The 16,442-nt window shown below is 67.6% G+C and carries 17 protein-coding genes and 3 pseudogenes; 9 read left to right on the top strand and 11 right to left on the bottom strand.

From position 1 onward, the window contains the following. Positions 1 to 92: 92 nt before the first annotated feature. The 3 genes from QF034_RS31625 to QF034_RS31615 form a co-directional block, all read right to left on the bottom strand. Positions 93 to 329: a helix-turn-helix transcriptional regulator gene (locus QF034_RS31625; RefSeq protein WP_307178106.1), complete on the bottom strand. Its 237-nt coding sequence runs from the start codon at positions 327 to 329 to the stop codon at positions 93 to 95. 228 nt (positions 330 to 557) lie between these two features. Beyond that, positions 558 to 1,514: an alpha/beta hydrolase gene (locus QF034_RS31620; protein WP_307178105.1), complete on the bottom strand. Its 957-nt coding sequence runs from the start codon at positions 1,512 to 1,514 to the stop codon at positions 558 to 560. Continuing rightward, a complete protein-coding gene (locus QF034_RS31615; protein WP_307178104.1) occupies positions 1,408 to 2,859 on the bottom strand; it encodes an amidase in 1,452 nt (483 codons plus the stop codon). Before QF034_RS31615 ends, QF034_RS31620 begins: the two co-directional genes overlap by 107 nt. Before the next feature lie 124 nt (positions 2,860 to 2,983). On the opposite strand from QF034_RS31615, the gene QF034_RS31610 reads away from it, so the two are divergent. After that, entirely contained in the window at positions 2,984 to 3,607 is a 624-nt protein-coding gene (locus QF034_RS31610) for a TetR/AcrR family transcriptional regulator (protein WP_307178103.1), read from the top strand. A gap of 245 nt (positions 3,608 to 3,852) precedes the next feature. After that, a pseudogene (locus QF034_RS31605) lies at positions 3,853 to 5,230 on the top strand (IS1380 family transposase). An 889-nt stretch (positions 5,231 to 6,119) separates the two neighbouring features. Here the strand turns inward: QF034_RS31605 and QF034_RS31600 are convergent. Both QF034_RS31600 and QF034_RS31595 read right to left on the bottom strand, forming a co-directional pair. Then, positions 6,120 to 7,094 carry an NmrA family NAD(P)-binding protein gene (locus QF034_RS31600; protein WP_307178102.1) on the bottom strand — a complete coding sequence of 325 codons (975 nt, stop codon included), beginning with the start codon at positions 7,092 to 7,094 and terminating at the stop codon, positions 6,120 to 6,122. Between the two features lie 99 nt (positions 7,095 to 7,193). After that, a complete protein-coding gene (locus tag QF034_RS31595) occupies positions 7,194 to 8,009 on the bottom strand; it encodes an oxidoreductase (protein ID WP_307180018.1) in 816 nt (271 codons plus the stop codon). Between the two features lie 94 nt (positions 8,010 to 8,103). Between QF034_RS31595 and QF034_RS31590 the strand changes: the two are divergent. Continuing rightward, positions 8,104 to 8,220: pseudogene (locus tag QF034_RS31590) on the top strand (TetR family transcriptional regulator); the annotation flags it as partial. 115 nt (positions 8,221 to 8,335) lie between these two features. Further along, positions 8,336 to 8,632: a hypothetical protein gene (locus QF034_RS31585; RefSeq protein WP_307180122.1), complete on the top strand. Its 297-nt coding sequence runs from the start codon at positions 8,336 to 8,338 to the stop codon at positions 8,630 to 8,632. A 25-nt stretch (positions 8,633 to 8,657) separates the two neighbouring features. Here the strand turns inward: QF034_RS31585 and QF034_RS31580 are convergent, their stop codons facing one another. The 3 genes from QF034_RS31580 to QF034_RS31570 all read right to left on the bottom strand — a co-directional run bounded on the left by QF034_RS31580 (position 8,658) and on the right by QF034_RS31570 (position 10,908). Further along, positions 8,658 to 9,227 (bottom strand): TetR/AcrR family transcriptional regulator, encoded by a 570-nt coding sequence (locus QF034_RS31580; RefSeq protein WP_307178101.1) that lies wholly within the window; start codon positions 9,225 to 9,227, stop codon positions 8,658 to 8,660. Between the two features lie 203 nt (positions 9,228 to 9,430). After that, on the bottom strand, positions 9,431 to 10,729 hold the full coding sequence (locus QF034_RS31575) for an SNG1 family protein (RefSeq protein ID WP_307178100.1): 1,299 nt from the start codon (positions 10,727 to 10,729) through the stop codon (positions 9,431 to 9,433). Continuing rightward, positions 10,726 to 10,908, bottom strand: coding sequence for a hypothetical protein (locus QF034_RS31570; RefSeq protein ID WP_307178099.1), 183 nt, complete (start codon positions 10,906 to 10,908; stop codon positions 10,726 to 10,728). The genes QF034_RS31575 and QF034_RS31570 overlap by 4 nt, the downstream gene beginning before the upstream one ends. 32 nt (positions 10,909 to 10,940) lie before the next feature. Between QF034_RS31570 and QF034_RS31565 the strand changes: the two genes are divergently transcribed. Continuing rightward, a complete protein-coding gene (locus QF034_RS31565; protein WP_307178098.1) occupies positions 10,941 to 11,327 on the top strand; it encodes an MMPL family transporter in 387 nt (128 codons plus the stop codon). Between the two features lie 226 nt (positions 11,328 to 11,553). Here QF034_RS31565 and QF034_RS31560 read toward each other — a convergent pair. Next, positions 11,554 to 11,691: pseudogene (locus tag QF034_RS31560) on the bottom strand (MerR family transcriptional regulator); the annotation flags it as partial. A gap of 216 nt (positions 11,692 to 11,907) precedes the next feature. On the opposite strand from QF034_RS31560, the gene QF034_RS31555 reads away from it, so the two are divergent. Then, positions 11,908 to 12,609 (top strand): SDR family oxidoreductase, encoded by a 702-nt coding sequence (locus QF034_RS31555; protein ID WP_307178097.1) that lies wholly within the window; start codon positions 11,908 to 11,910, stop codon positions 12,607 to 12,609. Positions 12,610 to 12,626: 17 nt separating this feature from the next. Next, positions 12,627 to 13,505: an alpha/beta fold hydrolase gene (locus QF034_RS31550; protein WP_307178096.1), complete on the top strand. Its 879-nt coding sequence runs from the start codon at positions 12,627 to 12,629 to the stop codon at positions 13,503 to 13,505. 369 nt (positions 13,506 to 13,874) lie between these two features. Here QF034_RS31550 and QF034_RS31545 read toward each other — a convergent pair whose 3' ends face one another. Then, entirely contained in the window at positions 13,875 to 14,342 is a 468-nt protein-coding gene (locus QF034_RS31545; protein WP_307178095.1) for an ester cyclase, read from the bottom strand. Between the two features lie 78 nt (positions 14,343 to 14,420). Continuing rightward, positions 14,421 to 15,755, bottom strand: a complete 1,335-nt coding sequence (locus QF034_RS31540; RefSeq protein ID WP_307178094.1) for an NmrA family NAD(P)-binding protein — start codon at positions 15,753 to 15,755, stop codon at positions 14,421 to 14,423. Here QF034_RS31540 and QF034_RS31535 point away from each other — a divergent pair. Beyond that, on the top strand, positions 15,663 to 16,079 hold the full coding sequence (locus QF034_RS31535; RefSeq protein WP_307178093.1) for an SDR family NAD(P)-dependent oxidoreductase: 417 nt from the start codon (positions 15,663 to 15,665) through the stop codon (positions 16,077 to 16,079). The two genes, QF034_RS31540 and QF034_RS31535, sit on opposite strands and share 93 nt — an antisense overlap. Continuing rightward, the gene (locus tag QF034_RS31530; protein ID WP_307178092.1) at positions 16,069 to 16,275 is read left to right on the top strand and encodes an SDR family NAD(P)-dependent oxidoreductase; all 207 of its coding nucleotides are present in this window, start codon (positions 16,069 to 16,071) and stop codon (positions 16,273 to 16,275) included. Before QF034_RS31535 ends, QF034_RS31530 begins: the two co-directional genes overlap by 11 nt. Positions 16,276 to 16,442: the final 167 nt, after the last annotated feature.

Here is a 16,442-nt window from a genome sequence, read left to right as displayed (position 1 = left end):
CGCTTCTTCAGCCATCGGTCTTCTATGTAGCCGGCCAGGTGGAACTCCTTGATGAGGGTGGATGGAGACTGTGTCCTGCGCCGCCTGGGGCGTCAGGCGCTGGGGAGGTGAGCGGACCGCTCCTGGGGGCGGGCGTTCAGCGGGGCCAGAGCCGGATTGGACCGCGAGTCGGCTTGCTCCTGCGCACTGACCCAGGCGTCCAGGGCTTCCAGCCGGTACATCACGCGACCGCGTGGCCCCATGCGGAAACTCGGCGGTCCCTGTCGGCGGTGGCGCCAGACGTAGAGGGTGTGCGGCGAGAGGCCGAGATACTCGGCGGTGTCCTTCACGGTCAGGAACGCCGTGCGTACGGCACCCGGTGAAGCAGGACTAGCCTCGCGCTTTCGTCAGCGCGCTCGTCCACGCCTTGACCAAATAAGTGGATAGTGCCCCTGATCTGCAACGATGTGATGTATCCAGAGTCTTGTCAGCCGCATGGGGAGAGACACTCGTCAGGTGAGTGAGCGTATCGGTGCTATCCGAGTGTCCGTGCCGAGGCTGGACGCAGCGGAGCGGGCTTACTGGTCGGGGCGGGAGTCGTTCTTCTCGACGGTCCTGAGGTGGGTATCGAACCAGTCGATCGCGACCGTGCAAGAGAGTTCGAACTGGTGGATGCAGGAGAAGAAGTGGTCGCCGTCCGTGAGGACGAGCTTCTTCGGTTCGCGGGCGCGGTTGAAGCCGTCGAGGGCAATGTCGGCGGGGGCGACGTCGTCGTCCTTGGTCACGAGCATCAGCAGGGGGGTGGGGGCGATGCGGGAGATCCACTGACCGGGTTCGTAGGCGCGGGCGCGGCGGTTGGACTGAAGGGTCACCTCGTTCGTCCACGTGTCGTGCGGTGCTCGGTGCAGGTAGAAGTCGGCCGCCCCCTTCTGTGGGTAGGCCGCTGGGGAGCCAGGGCTCGTGTCGGTGTCGACGAAGGGTACGTAGACGGGCGGCTTGCCGGCCAACTGGTCGCGTTCGTCCCGGTGGAAGCGCTCTTCCAGGGCGCGTACCTCGTGGGGCAAGACGCGGCGCAGTCCGGTCTCGTAGCCTCTGACGGTGGGGGCCTGGGCGTAAACGGCTTTGATGCGGCGGTCGGTGGCGCCGAGGACCAGGGCGTGACCACCGGCGTAGCTGAACCCCCAGATGCCGATACGCTGTTCGTCGATTTCCCCGCGTGTGCCGAGGTAGGTGATCGCCCATCGCCAGTCCGCGATCTGCTGGTAGGGGTCGATGTCCTGGCGAGGGGTGCCGCCGCTGTCGCCGAAGTTGCGATGGTCGTGGAGGAGAACCGCGTAGCCGGCCTCGCTTGTGCGCCGCGAGAGTTTTTCGGTCCTGGGACCGGTAAGAATCCGTCGATGTCTCTCTGTAGCGTGCCAGGAGCATTCGTCAGCGGGCTGGGTGGTTGCCTGCCCATACCGTGGGGATTCGGCCTGACCACGGACTTGCCTGTTCGAGTTGTCCGGCGAGGCGGAAAAGCCGGCCTTCGAGGCCATATCCGGCGGCGAACTGCATACCGACCGGGAGCCCCGTCCCGGCGTCGGCCGTCACGGGTACGGACATGGCGGGCGTGCCTGCCACGTTGAACGGCATGGTGAACGGCGACAGGTCATTGATGCGCTCGATCCAGCCGAGGCCGTCCAGTGTCTCCGCACCCTCCGTATGAGTGCCCAGAGACACGGGAAGCTCCGGCAGGGTTGGCGTGAGGAGGATGTCGTACTCGTCGAAGTACCGCGCCAGGCTTCGGGCCACTCTGTTCCGCATCGCGAGAGCGGTGTGGAATTGCGCGCCGCCGACCCGCTGCCCGTAGTGGTAGCCGGCGAGGGTCGCCGGCTCAAGGGTCGAGGAGTCGATGGGACGACCGAAGGCGGCGGCCAGCCCGTCGACCAGGGTGGTGAGGTTCACCGTCATGAGTCGGGCATTGGCCAGGACGAATTCCTCCCAGTCGGCGCCGAGGTCGACTTCAACCTCCTTCACCTGGTGGCCGAGGAATTCAAGCAACCGCACGGTGCGGGAGAGGGCGTCGGTCACCGGGGCGGTAGTGCGGCGTCCGCCCCACGCTTGGGCGAGGACACCGATGCGCAACGAGCCCGGGTGACGGGTGACTTCTTCTGCGTACGGCCGTGACGGCTGCTGGGCGAAATAGGGGTCGCCCGACTCCGGGCCACGTATCTGGTCGAGCAGTACCGCACTGTCGCGTACGGTGCGGCTGACGCTGCCGTGCACGGCCAGGCCGTTGAAGACCTCGTCGACGTCGGGCCCCATGGACACCCGGCCACGGGTGGGCTTGATCCCGAAGAGGCCGTTGTAGGCGGCGGGGATACGGAGCGATCCGGCGGCGTCGGTGCCATGGGCGACCGGGAGCACCCCGGCGGCGACAGCGGCGGCCGCGCCTCCACTGGATCCGCCCGCGCTGCGCTCCAGGTCCCACGGGTTGCGGGTCGCGCCGTACAACGCTGATTCCGTCGAGATGCCATAGGCCATCTCCGGCGTCGCGGTGCGCCCGAACGTCACGAGGCCCGCGCGCCGAAAGCGCTGCATCAGCGAGGAATCGGCGCCGACGACGTTACCCGCCGCCAGGCGGCTTCCCAGCTCCATCCGCCTCCCGGCCATGGCCACCGCGATGTCTTTGATCAGAAAAGGGACGCCGGCCAGTGGTGTGCTACCGGGGACAGGTTCGTCGTCGGTCTGCCAGGTCTCCACGACGGCGTTGATCCGCGGATCAACTGCCTGTACAGCCTCGCGCGCGGCTGCCTCCAGCTCCGCGGGGAGTACCTCACCCTTGGCCACCAGCTCCGCCAGCCCGACTGCGTCGAAGCTCACATAGTCAGAAACTTTCACTGCCACTCCCTGACAAGAACAATACCTTCGAGTATCGAGCGATACCCTACGGTATCGAAAGGGTCGGACTGGTACCGTGAGAAAGGTTGTGAACCGCACGATCGACCGGAGTGACGGAGTAGTCATGGCATCGGCCCTCAGAAGGCCAAGCAGAGTGGCGAAGCTGCCGCCTCGTGAGCGCATTCTCGACGCGGCCGAAGAGCTCTTCCAGAGGGACGGGATCCGGCAGGTGGGGGTCCAGGCGATCGCCGACAAGGCCGAGACCACCAAAATGGCGATCTACCGGCACTTCGAGACCAAAGACGCGCTGGTCGCGGAGTGGCTGCGGATCGTCGCCGCGGACTATCAGGCGGCCTTCGACCGCGTGGAAACCGAATACCCCGACCGACCCGAGGAGCAGATTCTGGGCTTGGCGCGCTTCATCGCCGAGGGGCTGCCGGCGATCTCATACAGGGGCTGTCCGTTCATCAACTCCCTTGCCGAGCTGCCCGACCGCCTTCATCCGGCACGGCAAGTGATCGAGGACCACAAGGCCCACCAGACCCGCAGGCTGATCGGCATGTGCACCCAAGCCCAGATGTCCGACCCCGGACAGGCTGCGGCCGAGATCACCTTCGTACTCGAAGGGGCGCAGGTCAGCACACAGAACGGAAGCATCGATCAGACGGGAGACCGCCTGATGAAGATCGTCGAGGGAATCGTGGACCGGCACCGCTCCCACCTCGGCGCATACAGGGCGGCTAACTGACCGCCCGCCCGACCACCGCTCAACGTGGGCATGCGAGTGGGACCTGGTGCGCCCGCTCACCGGGAAAGCGTCATTGACCGGAGCGGGAACAGGGACCTGGACGATCCTCGTTCTCGCTGGTCAGCTTCGCCTATTACCGGCGCGCTCGTCTATGCCCTGATCAAATAAGTAGAGAGTGCTCCTGAACTGCAACGATGGGACTTGTCTAGGGCCCTGTTGGTTGCACGGAAAGAAGCACTCTTCAGGTGAAGAAGCGTATCGGGTCGTACCGGCGTGTCCGTGTAGAGGGCGGTGGCCGGGCGGTGGTCTCACAGGCCGGGGGCGTGCTGCTGGTCGAGACCGTCCGCAAGGCCGGCTTGGACACGGCGATATCAGCGGCGCTGACGCCGTGGCGGAAGGCTCGGGCGGTGCACGATCCGGGCAAGGTCCTGCTGGATGTGGCCCTGGCGGTCGCGCTGGGTGGGGACTGCCTCGCGGATGTCGCCCTGCTGCGGGCCGAGCCGGCCGTGTTCGGGCCGGTGGCCTCCGACCCGACGGTCTCCCGCCTCATCGACACCCTCGCGGCCTCCGGGGAGAAGGCCCTGCGGGCCATCCGTGCCGCGCGGGCTGAAGTCCGTCAGCATGTCTGGGGGTTGGCCGGCCGGGAAGCGCCTGATGCGGGCGGGATGGTGACCGTGGACCTCGACGGGGTGCTGGTGATCGCGCACTCGGACAAGGAGGACGCCGCACCCACGTGGAAGCGGACCTACGGGCACCACCCGCTGATGGGGTTCGTCGACCACGGGCCGGGCGGCACCGGGGAGCCGGTGGCTGCCCTGCTCAGGCCGGGAAACGCGGGCTCGAACACCGCGGCCGACCACATCACCGCCGTCCAACTGGCCTTGTCCCAACTGCCGAAGGAGTACCGGCCGCGGGCGTCGAACCCTGATCCGCACGGATTCCGCGGGCGGCACTCACGACTTCGTGGCCTGGCTCGCCCGGCGGGGACGGTGGCTGTCCTATTCGGTGGGCATGGTGATCACCGAGGCGATCCACAGCCACGTGCTGAAGGTTCCCGCCTCGGCCTGGTCACCAGCCGTCGAGGCGGAGGGCGAGATCCGTGACGGGGCCTGGGTCGCCGAACTCACCGGCGAAGTCCTGGACGGCTGGCCCAAGGGCATGCGGCTGATCGTCCGCAAGGAACGGCCGCACCCCGGAGCCCAGTTGCGGCTGACGGACGCGGACGGCATGCGGCTGACCTGTTTCGCCACCAACACTTCGGGCCGGCCGATCGCCGAGCTCGAGCGCCGCCACCGGCTGCGGGCCCGGGCCGAGGACCGGATCCGGGCCGCTCGGGCCACCGGCCTGCGCAACCTGCCCCTGCACCGCACCGCCCAGAACCGGATCTGGCTGGAGATCGTGCAGATCGCTCTCGACCTGCTGGCCTGGATGCCGATGCTCGCCCTGACCGGCAAGGCCCGCCTCTGGGAACCCCGCCGCCTACGGCTCCGCTTGTTCACCGCGGCCGGACAGTTCGTCGCCACCGGCCGCCGACTGATCCTCCGCCTGGCCCGGCACTGGCCCTGGACCAGCCACATCACCGCCGCCCTCGACCGGCTCGCGCTCCTACCGAACCCCGGCTGACCAGCAATTTCCCCGCCCCTACGACAGCAGCCCGACACCGGAACAGTGGAACCCGGCGCCACCCCGAGACGACACTCGGGCCCTCGGCCTGCCCACCCTCAGCCCACGGCACGAAAACGGTCCACCGACTCCGTCGGCGGACCGTCATGAAACTTCGAGGTTAGCTCACACCGCGGCCCCGCATTCTGCAATCCAAAGTCGCCTGACACCACATCAGAACGAACGTCAGGACCGTGGCGGGATCCAGCTTCCATCGCGAGGCCGATGGGCATTGCCGCCGCAGCTACCTGCTCCACGTGCCTATGGCTTCAACCCGGGAGAGAATGACCAACACCGCGTCAGCGGAGATCGATCATGGTCGGATGCCGCATAGAGGTTGCCAGCAGGACGGTGAATTGCCGGTCGAGGGCGTCTGGCGGAACCGGCGCCGCCTGCCGACGGCCATCTTCGCCGTCCTGGTTGTGTTCAGTCGCCGGGGACAGCTGCGTGATCAGCAGGGGCGGCGTTCTGGAGACGATCGGCCGCAGCCCTCGCTGGTGTGGCCTCGGGAGTGGAATGCCTCCTGCGGACGCGATCACGGGAAGTCTCAGGGGTTATCCCTCGGTCGTTGCATCGAGCGCCCAGTCGCACGACGCCGCTCGCTGGCGCCGCTTGTGGACCGTCGTGCAGAAGCCGGGCGGCGTCCTTCGCCATCGGCGAGGCAGACGTGCGGCACGTCTCCGCTTCGCCGCCGGTGAGGGCGTTCGTTCGGGCTGCGCCGGGACCTTCCGGGGGCCTTCAGGGCTTCGGCCGGGCGGACCACGCTCGGGCGAAGCCCCCGCCACGCCGGAGTCTTCGGCTCGAAGACTCCGGCGTGGCGTCGTTGTTCTGTTCCGGGCCGCTCAGCGGCTCAGGCGGCCGCCAGCTTCCGGATGCGCGGGTGGTTCTCCAGAGCCCACCGCACGGTCTTCGGCGGGCGTCCAAGCAGGGTTTCCAGCTCGTCGGTGATGCCGCCGTATCCTCCGCGGCCGATGATCCGGGTCAGGGTCTTCAGGTGCTCCGCGATGTGCGGGTACGCGGACATGTTGGGGTCCACGTAGGTCTTGTTCCAGGTTTCGATGTCTTCGGGGACATACGTGACCGGGCGTCCCAGCACGGCCGCGAAGTCCTCTGCAATCCCGTGCATGTCCTTCAGCTCCGGGCCGGTGAGCGCGTAGGACTTGGAGATGTGCGGCGCCGGGTCGGCCAGGATCTTCGCGCACAGTTCCGCGACGTCGTAACCGGCGATGGGTGCGAGCCGGTGGTCGCCGAAGGGCAGGCGCAGTTCACCGTCGGCCAGTGAGCCAAGGGCCAGCCAGGTCATGATGGGGTTCTCGACGAAGAAGGCCGCCTGCACGTTGACGGTCGGGAGGCCGGACCACTCCAGCACCTGCTCGGCGACCCAGTGGGCCCGTTGCTGCGGCGACCAGTTGGCGACGAGTCCGCCGAGCCACGCGCGCCGCTCTTCCTCCGGCGCGGTCATCTTGTCGAAGGTCATGAACGACTGCTCGTACTCGGAGATGTTGACGAACACCTCGATGTCGCCCTGAGCCCGCGCCGCCGCGGCCATCAGGCTGACGGCGTCGGTGTAGTACGGCGACAGGCTCATGCTGAAGTAGATGCGCCGGACGCCCTTCAGCGCGGCGGTCACGTCGGCGATGGTGAGCAGGTCACCGACGAAGACCTCCGCCCCGGTCTGGCGAAGCGAGTGGGCGCGTTCGTCGTCCTGTCGTACGAACGCACGTACTGGATGCTCTTGTTCGAGCAGCATGTCGACCATCGTCCGGCTCACACCGCCGATTTCGCCGGCGGCACCGGTGATCAGGATGGGATCGCGCTCTGGCATCAATGTGTCCTCTGTCTGGTGGTGGGGGGCAGTTGTTCGGAATGTCAGGGACGTGGGCGTCGACCGCGCCGGGTGGCCGTCTGCGTGTGAGCCTGCGCGTCAGCCGGCCAAGCGGTTGATCTTGCGGATCTGCTTGTCGAAGGCCCGGGCGGGAACGAGACGGCGCAGCGTGCTCACGCGTCCGGCCGTAGGGCCGGCGGTGTAGCGCAGCTTCGGCCTGGCGTCGGTCGCCGCCGCGACGATCGCCTTGGCGACGACGGCGGGTGCGTCGCCGTCCCTGATCGCCTCCGCCATCACACGGTCGACGGTCTGCCGCTGCTTCGCGTAGGCGTGCAGGGGCATGTCGGGCTTCGCGCTGTTGGCCTCGAATCCGGTCCTGGTGTAGGCGGGTTCGACGAGAAGCGATCGGATGCCGTACTCCCGGACCTCGTGGTCCAGGGACTCGGAGTAGCCCTCGATCGCGTGCTTGGAGGCGGCGTAGACGGCCATGTACGGCTGGGGCATGAACCCGAGTACGGACGAGATGTTGATGATGCGGCCGCGTTTCTGGGCGCGCATGTACGGCAGGACCTCCGTCACCATGCGCATGACCCCGAAGACGTTGGTGTCGAAGACGGTCTGGGCTTGCTCGACGGAGGTTTCCTCCGCCGCACCCATCGAGCCGACACCGGCGTTGTTGACCAGGACGTCGATCCGCCCGAACCGCTCGCTCACCTCCTGGACCGCAGCGGAGACCGAAGCGTCGCTTGCCACGTCGAGGTCGAGGAAGGTCACACCGTCGAGCGGGATGACGCGTGAGGCGTCGCGGCTTGTGCCGACCACGTTGAAACCCCCTGCGACCAGTGCGAGCGCGGTTTCCTTCCCGATGCCGGATGACGCACCCGTCACGAGTGCCACCGGCCGATCTGTCGTCATCATGCACTCCCGCACTCATTGAAAAACCGATCGGTTTCCAGCACTGTAAACTGATCGGTTTCCGCGTGCAAGTCCAAGCAGGGAGAAGGACGGCATGGGCAGGATCAGTGCGCAGGAGAGGCGCGAGAGCGTCATCCGCGCGGCGACCGCCGAGTTCGCGATCAAGGGCTACTACGACGCCAGCACCGCGGCGATCGCCAGGCGGGTCGGCGTCACACAGCCCTATCCATTCCGGCTCTTTCCGGACAAGAAGGCAATCTTCGTCGCCGCTCTGGTGCGGAGCATGGACGACACTCGCCTGGCTTTTCAGAGGGCGGCCCGACGGGATGGAGGACGGCGATCGGGCCCGCCAGGCCATGACGGACGCTTACGCGCAGCTGATCTCGACGCACCCCGAAACGCTCCTGATGCAGACGCAGGGATACGCCGTCGTGGCGGCCGCCGAAGCGCAGGGCGATGACCTGATCGGTGAGCTCGTCCGGGACGGCTGGATGAGGATCTGGGAGACCGTGCACCTGTCACTGGGTGCCGATGCCGACCGGACCGCAGGCTTCTTCGCCTGCGGCATGCTCGGCACCACTCTTGCTTGCGGCCAGGGGCTCCGGCCGAACGCCGGGCAGTAGGGAAGCGTTCTGGAGGAGATATCCGTCAGCGCACGCCCGCCGCGTCGAGCAGGGTGATCACCGTAGGCGCGATGAGCCCCGTCAGTTGGTCCGCGCCGATGCCCGCGCGGGCGCTCCCACCGTCGAAGACCAGGCTGAGCTGCCGGGCCAACAGACCGGGATCGCTCGCCCCGCCCCGCTCGGCCTCGGCGCGGAAGAAGGCGGTCAGGTTTTCCTTGACCTGATGGGCGACCCGGCTCGCGGGGTGGCTCTGGTCCTTGAGCTCGATCTGCGCGGCCAGGAAGGGGCAGCCGTAGAACTCGGGCGCGCCCGACTGCGATTCCACCTGCTCGAAGACATGCAGGATCCGCTCTCTGGGGGAACGGTCGTCGTCCGCCGCGGGCAGGAGTGCCGCCACGTAGGCGGAAGTGCGCCGCTCCAGACTCGCCGCCAGCAGTTCGTCCTTGCTCTGGAACAGCTGGTACATGGAGCGCTTCGACACTCCCGCCGCCTTGCACAGCGCCTCGACGCCGATGCCGACACCATCTCGGTAGGTGAGTGTGGCCGCCGCCTCCAGCAGCCGCTCCCTGGGGCTTTGTTTCACTTCGGTGGTCATACCGCGAGGTTAACCCAAAGAGAAGCAAATGAAAACCGATCGGTTTCCAGGGGGGTGTCCGCGCGGAGGCTCGGCGACGGCCTGGGGGAAGGCCGTCGCCGAGCCGTGGTGGTGTGCGTGCCCGTCGTCCCCGGCAGGGCGACACACACCGGGGCCACTCCGAGTGATGGCCCCGTCCTGGGGGATGTGGAGGGTGGCCTGCGCTACGCCGGGGCCGCCGTCTTCTCGGGCGTCGTCTCCACCGGGATGCGGTGCAGCCCCTTGCGGTCGTACCACCCCAGTACGCCGAAGCCGAACAGCGCGGCCGCCACGAGAGCGGTCGCCATCATGACCCAGCCCCGGGTCAGACCCGCGTCGCCCTGGGCGTCGTAGTAGAGGATCGAGCGGATACCGCCGGTGATCTGCCGCAGCGGCTCGAATTCCGCGAGGAAGCGGTAGAAGCCGGGCAGCGCCTCGAGGGGGGTGGTGGCGCCGGCCGTCGGCACCGCCATCCCGATGAAGACCAGCGTGACGACCAGCATGCCGGGTGTGCCGAAGACGGCGAGGAGGGTGAGCGCGCCGATCCCGGAGACCGCGATGGCGCACACCGAGTACAGCCACAGCAGCGGCAGGTGGGCGGCGTCCATGCCCATGATGCCGACCGCGCCGACCATGACCAGGGTTCCCATCAGCAGGGACAGGCCGGCCATGAGGGTGCTGCTGATGGCCAGGGTCTGCACCCGGGTCGCCCGGATCAGCGGGCGGTGCAGGCGCAGTGGTCCCATGTCGTTGTGGGTGTAGCCGAGGGCGTGGTCGACCTGGCCGCTGATGACGTTGGCGGAGAGCATGCCGCACACGACCAGGACGAGCGCGTAGTAGAACGCCGTCAGGCCCAGGCCGCTGTGCGAGTCGAGCGGATGGCCGTCCTGGACCGTGACGGCGGCCGGGTCGGCGAGCAGGAGGTGTGCCGCGGCGGGCAGCTTCGTCTGCTGGGCGCCGGTCTGTGCAGTCAGTTCCTTGCCCGCCTGGAGCGAGGCGTTCTCGGCTGCCCGGGTCGTCGCCGTCCGGGCCAGGCCGGAGCCAAGACTGCCGGCGGACTGATTGGTGAGCACCGTCAGCGTCGGGCGGGCCGGGGTCCCGGTGGTCATGGTGCCGGTCAGTGCGGTGACGGAGGAGGTGAAGTCGGCGGGGACGACGAGCGCGCCGTACAGCTTGCCCTCACCGAGTTCCTCCTTCATCTCCCTCTCGTCCATCGCCTTCCAGTCGATACTGTCCCCGCTCGCGGTCGACTGCTTGATCGACTCTGTGATCCGCGCCCCCAGGTTGACCTGCTTGCCGCCGAGGGCGGCCCCCTTGTCGGCGTTGACCAGGCCGACGGGCAGCTTGGTCATGTGATCGACCGGATCAATGTTGGCGCCGACGTAGAACACGGCGAACAGGAGCGCGAGTACGCCCGTGATGAGGCCGTTGGCCATCCACAGAGGTTTGGCGCGCAGGACGCGGAAGGGGTGAATGCCACTCATGACGTACGTTGCTCTCGCTCGGTGGACGTGGAGCGTTTCGCCGGGGGCTGCCAGCCGCCGGTGACTTCCTTGACGGGCTTGTGGGGGAAGCGGCGCCGGGCGTACTCCTGCGCGTGTGAGCCCGGCAGGACGTAGAGGGTCTCCTTCTTGTCCTGCAGCGGTCGCAGCACGGTGTCCATGAACGACTTTCGCGCTGATCTTCGGACTCTCCATGGACTACGAGGTGTTCCTGGTGTCCCGGATGCGGGAGCAGTACGACCAGCTGGGCGACAGCACGGAAGCCGTGGCGACCGGGCTCGGGTCCATCGGCCGCCTGGTCGTGAGCGCCGCGGTGCTGATGTGCGTGCCGCTCGCGGCGATCGGGATGAGCGGTGTGCTGACCATCGAGTTGTTCGGCGTCGGCATGGTGTTCGCGGTCCTGGTGGACGTGCTGGTGGTGCGCATCCTGCTGGGAACGTCCGTCATGAAACTGCTGGGCAGGGCGGCCTGGTGGGCGCCGGGGCCACTGGCACGCTTCTACGACCGGTTCGGCATCAAGGAGACCGACATGCCGACCGACGACACCGCCGACAAGCCGGTCCCCGTCGCCGCGGGCTGACCCCCGCGAGCGGGGTGCCGGTGACGCACGGGCACCCCGCCGGGGACTCACGCCGCCGCTCGCTCCGGGGACTCACTCCCCCGGCCCCTCCCCCCCCGGCCCGCACGCACGGCGATCATGGCGACGATGGTTCGCGTCCTCCTGGGTCAGGCGCCGCAGAAGCCTGACGACCGGCTCGAACAGCACGGTGAGGACCACTGCCCGCTCAGCGAGGGCGATGCGGTCCTCGATCCCTTCGAACTGCGCGGTCGTCGACCGTGGTCGGGTTCAGCGCACGGCCCTCGGGGAGCAGGCCCTCCTGTCGGTAGTACTTGATGGTCGCCACCGGCACCCCGGACCGTCGGCTGAGCTCTGAAATCCTCATGCGCTCCCTCACTGCCTGGACCGACGCCGACATCGACCAGGCCGGGCAGACGGGTGGAGAGCTCACCGTCCCGGGGATTCACGGATACGGAACGACATCCTGAAGCCGGCCCCACGCAACTGGTTCCTTCGATGAGCTTGCACTCGGAAACTGATCGGTTTACTGTAATGAAAACCGATCGGTTTCCCGTCGGTTTCCCATTCTGTGGAGGCAGTCATGACCGCTTTGAAGGGCGCAAACGTCTTCGTCACCGGCGGCAGCCGGGGCATCGGCAAGGCGCTGGTGGAAGAGCTGTACGCGCGTGGAGCCGCCAAGGTCTACGCCACGGCCCGCGACCCGCGCACCGTGACGCACCCCGACGCGGTCCCGGTGGCGCTGGAGGTCACCGACCCGGCCTCCGTGGCGGCGGCCGCCGCACAGGCGCAGGACGTCACCGTACTGATCAACAACGCCGGTGCCGCGGTCGGCGCGTCCTTCCTCGACTCCCCGGTCGACGACGTACGCCGGGAGTTCGAGACCAACTTCTACGGCCCGCTCCTGGTCGCCCGCGCCTTCGTGCCGGTCATCGAGGGCAACGGCGGCGGCCACATCCTCAACGTCCACTCCGTACTGTCCTGGCTGGCCCTCGGCGGCTCCTACAGCGCCTCCAAGGCCGCCCTGTGGTCGCAGACCAACTCCCTGCGCCTGGAGCTTCAGCCGCGCGGCATCTCCGTCACCGGACTGCACGTCGGATACGTCGACACGGACCTGGCGGCGGGCGTCGACGCGCCCAAGTCCGACCCCCGTGACGTCGCCGCCCTCGCCCTCGACGGGGTCGAGACGGGCGCGTACGAGGTGCTCGCCGACGACATCACGCGGCAGGTCAAGGCGGGCCTGGCCGGGGACCTGGCCGGGCTGTACGCCCAGCTGGCCAAGTAGGACAGGGATACAGAGAGATGCCCAGCCAGAAGTCACGGCCCACGATGCACATTCCGGGGGCCACCAGCCACACCATCGCCCCGCGCGCAGGACGAGACAGCCACGAGGGAACGCTGCGCTACCTCAAGGCGGGCAGCGGCGCTCCCGTCGTCCTGCTGCACACCGTGCGCACGCAGGCCGAGCACTTCCGCCTCCTCATCCCGTTGATCGCGGACCGGTACACCGTGTACGCCCTCGATCTGCCGGGGATGGGCTACTCCGAGATCGTGCCCGGGGCGTCGTACGACGAGCCGGCGATGCGCGCGGGCGTCGAGCGGCTCCTCACCGAACTCGACCTCCGTGACGTGACGTTGGTCGGGGAGTCCATGGGGGCGGTGCTCGCACTGACCACCGCGGCCGATCTGCCGGAGCGGGTACGGCGCGTCGTCGCGGTGAACACCTACGACTTCCGCGGCGGCATCGCCAGGTCCGGTCTCCTCGCCCGCGTGGTGGTCAGTGGTGTCCTCACGCCGGGAGTGGGCCCGGTGGTCGCCGGGGTGGAGCCCAAGGCCGCGCTCCGCAAGATCCTTCAGGGCGGCCTCGGCGACAAGAGCGCGCTGCGGGCGGACTACGTGGACGAGCTCCTCCAGGTGGGCAGCCGTCCCGGCTACCCGACCGTCGCCCGGGCCGTGTACCAGAACCTGCCCACCCTCATCGCGGCCCGCTCGCGCTACCCCGAGGTCAAGGCCCCCGTCCACCTCGTCCACGGCGAGAAGGACTGGTCCCGGCCCTCGGACCGGGAAGCCAACAAGCGGCTGCTGCCGGCCGCCGACTTCACGCAGGTGCCGAAGGCCGGCCACTTCATCGCTCTGGAACGGCCCGACATACTGGCCGACCTGTTGAACGCGGTGGCGTGACCGCCCCGGAGCACTGTGACCACCACTGAGGAGCGGTACATGACGGAGATCCGGATCGAGTTGGACGTTCCGTCGGAGATGCGTGACGGTACGGTGCTGCGCGCGGATGTCTACCGGCCCGGCGGGAGCGGACGAGGTCAAGACCGTCGCCGTGTGCGGCGGACCTGCCGCTCGTCCCGTCCGGTCAGGTCCCTGCCGGGGCAGGACCACGTGCGCGGAACGCCGGACCCGCGACCGGGCTCGTGAGGAGCTTGTCGGTGCGGTGTTTTCGGGACTGCCGGCCCTTGCCGTCATCGGCAGGCGCCGCACGGGTGCGGGCGGCGCCTGCCGATCAGGAGTCAGGGGCGTTGTCCGAGAAGATCTCGGTCTTCACGCCGACTGCGCGCCGCCGCTGATCTGCTGGGTGAGCTTGAGCAGTTCCTCGACGTGGTAGATCTCGGTGATCTTGCGGTCGACGATGCGCATGATGTCCTGGCCGTTGATGTCGACCGGGTTGCCGCTGGCGGGGAACCCGAAGGCGTCCCCGGTGTGGGTCCCGGTCATCCGCCAGTGGAGGACCACCCAGCCTCCGGGAAGCTCCTGCTGGAAGAGAATCCGGTGCTGTGTGTCGGTGAATCCGTCACGGACCGCGGCGATCGACGCTCGCATGCCGTCGATGCCCGAGGCGGCCTCAGCAGCGGGGTTGTGATCGATCAGATCCGGGGCGAACACCTCGTCCGCCCCGTCGACGTTGCGGTGTCGTAGAGCTCCAGCTCGCCCGCGGCGACCCGCAGCGCGGTGCTCGTGGCCGAGCGCACCATCTCGCTTGCGGTGTGGAGCGTGAGTGATACAGAGCACTCTCCGCCGGAATGGCCGATCGCCGGGTTCCTGACCGTGTGGAACGGGCCCTGGACAAGGCCGAACAAGACGGGTCCGCTACAACGTGCCCGTCCTGAAGTCCGCGCTGCTCTTGAGGATCGCGGAGTCCATGCTCCAGTTCTCCGGCTGGACCCTCTCCCAGAGACTTCCCTTGCCGAGTTCCCTGCCCAGCTGGTCCTCTCGACGGAACCACTGCTCAGCACTTCTGATCCTGTTGGGGTGAATTTCGTCGAGCAGAGCGTAGTCCCTGGCGATAATCCCGTGCTTCCATACATTCCAGAAGCCCGTGAAATTATCACGGAAGCTCATGGTGCTTTTGTCGTTGGGGTCGGCGTTGTATCCGGCAGGGTGATCGGCAATCCCTGTCAGGTCCGGACTGTTCCAATATGCGTCCAGGTCGGTGTCGATGTACTGCGCCGGGCGCCCCGTGACCTTCCCGAATGCGGCAGCCATGTCGGCATAGGTCATGTGCTCGATGGCGACTTCGAGGTCCATGCCATTAGCCCGTTCTGGATGATCGAAGAGCCAGCGAACATAGAATCCGCAGTCTTCGAGAGCCACGTGCGGAACTGCCCCCTCACCGAGTGGGACTCGCCACGTGACGACACCGTCCTCGACGGTGGGCGTCATGGGCGTGAGTGGTGAGATCACCATCTCGATATAGGGACCCGAGGTGAAGACCGCCGCTCCCATCCGGTCCCTGTTCCTTTCGTTCTGAAACAGCACCCATTCGGCCATGCGGCCCTTGCCGTCATAGTGACCGGTGCGGAACCTGGAGTCGTAGCCTGATTTCTTGAGGGCGTAGTCGAGGTTTCCGTAGACGAAGAAGTTGACACCTTCTTCGATCGCTATCTCATAAGTGCGGATGGCCCAGTAGGTCTCCGTTTTCTCGCCGGTATTGAACCCGTCGATGTTGATGAACGCCCCGTCGCAGCCGCGAAATCCTTCGCGCAGTATGTCCTCGTCGGCGAATGACCCTTCGAGAATGGAGACGTTGCCGAGCGCGAGAAGAGCCTGGGCCCGGGGGGAGGCGGCATCCCGCGTGAGGACCTTGACGGAATACTTCTTGTCGGCGACAAGAGCGCGGACAACAGGCATCCCTTGGGCCCCTGTACCGCCGATGACGAAGATAGTGGAGGTGGCATGAGTAGTCATGTTCTTGACTCCAAAGCGGAAACCGATCGGTTTCTCACACGGTACACCGATCGGTTTCCGGGCGGCAAGCCTCCAGGCATCCGGATCTTCACTGTGGTGCAGCGCGGAGGGGCCTGCGGGCTCGTGGCGCCCAGCGGTCTGAGCATGCAACTCACCGGATCCGCCGCCCTGGTCACCGGCGACGCCAGCGGTCTCGGCCGCGCCACCGCCACCGCGCTGCTGCGCGCCGGCGCCCATGTGGTCATCGCCGACCTGCCTTCCTCACCGGGGGCCGCCGTCGCCGAGGAGCTCGCGGGCGCCGGCCCGCGCGTCCGCTTCGTCCCCTGCGACGTCACCGACCCGGACACCGTGCAGACCGCGGTAGACGCAGCGAGCGAACCGGGCCCCCGCGCGTCGCGGTCAGCTGCGCGGGCGTCGCAACGCCCGGCCGCATGCTCTCCCGCAGTGGCCCCCTGCACCTGGACGCCTTCGCCCGAGTGGTCGGTGTCAACCTCGTCGGCACTTCAACGTCTTCCGGCTCGCCGCCCAGCGCATCGCCGAGTCCGAGCCCGTGGACGGTGAGCGCGGCGTCCTCGTCGCCACCTCCTCGGTCGCCGCCTACGATGGCCAGATCGGCCAGGCCGCCTACACCGCGTCCAAGGGCGGAGTGGCCGCCCTCACTCCACGCCACACTCTGCATAGAGGCGACAGAGTGACTGCGGACAGTGGGAGTGCTCTGGGACTTTTCTGGGACTTCCGGCTGCGTCAACGGGCATGACCGTGAAACAGCAGAAAGCTCATTTGCGCAGCTCAGCAGCCCAGGCCCAGCAAGCGCGGCAGGTCACGGACCTCCCTGGTCTCTTCCGGGACATCTGAAGGTCTTCAGAAACAGCGCCACCACTCCGAGATGGTCAAAGTCGATCTCGTCGAAGTTTCCCCACTTCC

This window comes from Streptomyces africanus (genome assembly GCF_030816955.1).
Classification (GTDB): Bacteria; Actinomycetota; Actinomycetes; order Streptomycetales; family Streptomycetaceae; genus Streptomyces; species Streptomyces africanus.
The sequence above is the reverse complement of the archived record's forward strand: the minus strand, read 5'-3'. Positions and strand labels throughout refer to the sequence as shown.

Bases quoted from the DNA above. Each gene is read 5' to 3' on its own strand.
- QF034_RS31610 (WP_307178103.1), top strand. From the start codon at position 2,984: ATGGCATCGGCCCTCAGAAGGCCAAGCAGAGTGGCGAAGCTGCCGCCT.
- QF034_RS31565 (WP_307178098.1), top strand. From the start codon at position 10,941: ATGGACTACGAGGTGTTCCTGGTGTCCCGGATGCGGGAGCAGTACGAC.
- QF034_RS31575 (WP_307178100.1), bottom strand. From the start codon at position 10,729: ATGAGTGGCATTCACCCCTTCCGCGTCCTGCGCGCCAAACCTCTGTGG.
- QF034_RS31580 (WP_307178101.1), bottom strand. From the start codon at position 9,227: ATGACCACCGAAGTGAAACAAAGCCCCAGGGAGCGGCTGCTGGAGGCG.
- QF034_RS31570 (WP_307178099.1), bottom strand. From the start codon at position 10,908: ATGGACACCGTGCTGCGACCGCTGCAGGACAAGAAGGAGACCCTCTAC.
- QF034_RS31595 (WP_307180018.1), bottom strand. From the start codon at position 8,009: ATGACGACAGATCGGCCGGTGGCACTCGTGACGGGTGCGTCATCCGGC.
- QF034_RS31585 (WP_307180122.1), top strand. From the start codon at position 8,336: ATGGAGGACGGCGATCGGGCCCGCCAGGCCATGACGGACGCTTACGCG.
- QF034_RS31600 (WP_307178102.1), bottom strand. From the start codon at position 7,094: ATGCCAGAGCGCGATCCCATCCTGATCACCGGTGCCGCCGGCGAAATC.
- QF034_RS31620 (WP_307178105.1), bottom strand. From the start codon at position 1,514: ATGGCCTCGAAGGCCGGCTTTTCCGCCTCGCCGGACAACTCGAACAGG.
- QF034_RS31540 (WP_307178094.1), bottom strand. From the start codon at position 15,755: ATGGGCGCCGGCGCGCAGCAGCGCGGTGGCGGTGGCGCGGCCGAGACC.
- QF034_RS31535 (WP_307178093.1), top strand. From the start codon at position 15,663: ATGCAACTCACCGGATCCGCCGCCCTGGTCACCGGCGACGCCAGCGGT.
- QF034_RS31555 (WP_307178097.1), top strand. From the start codon at position 11,908: ATGACCGCTTTGAAGGGCGCAAACGTCTTCGTCACCGGCGGCAGCCGG.
- QF034_RS31550 (WP_307178096.1), top strand. From the start codon at position 12,627: ATGCCCAGCCAGAAGTCACGGCCCACGATGCACATTCCGGGGGCCACC.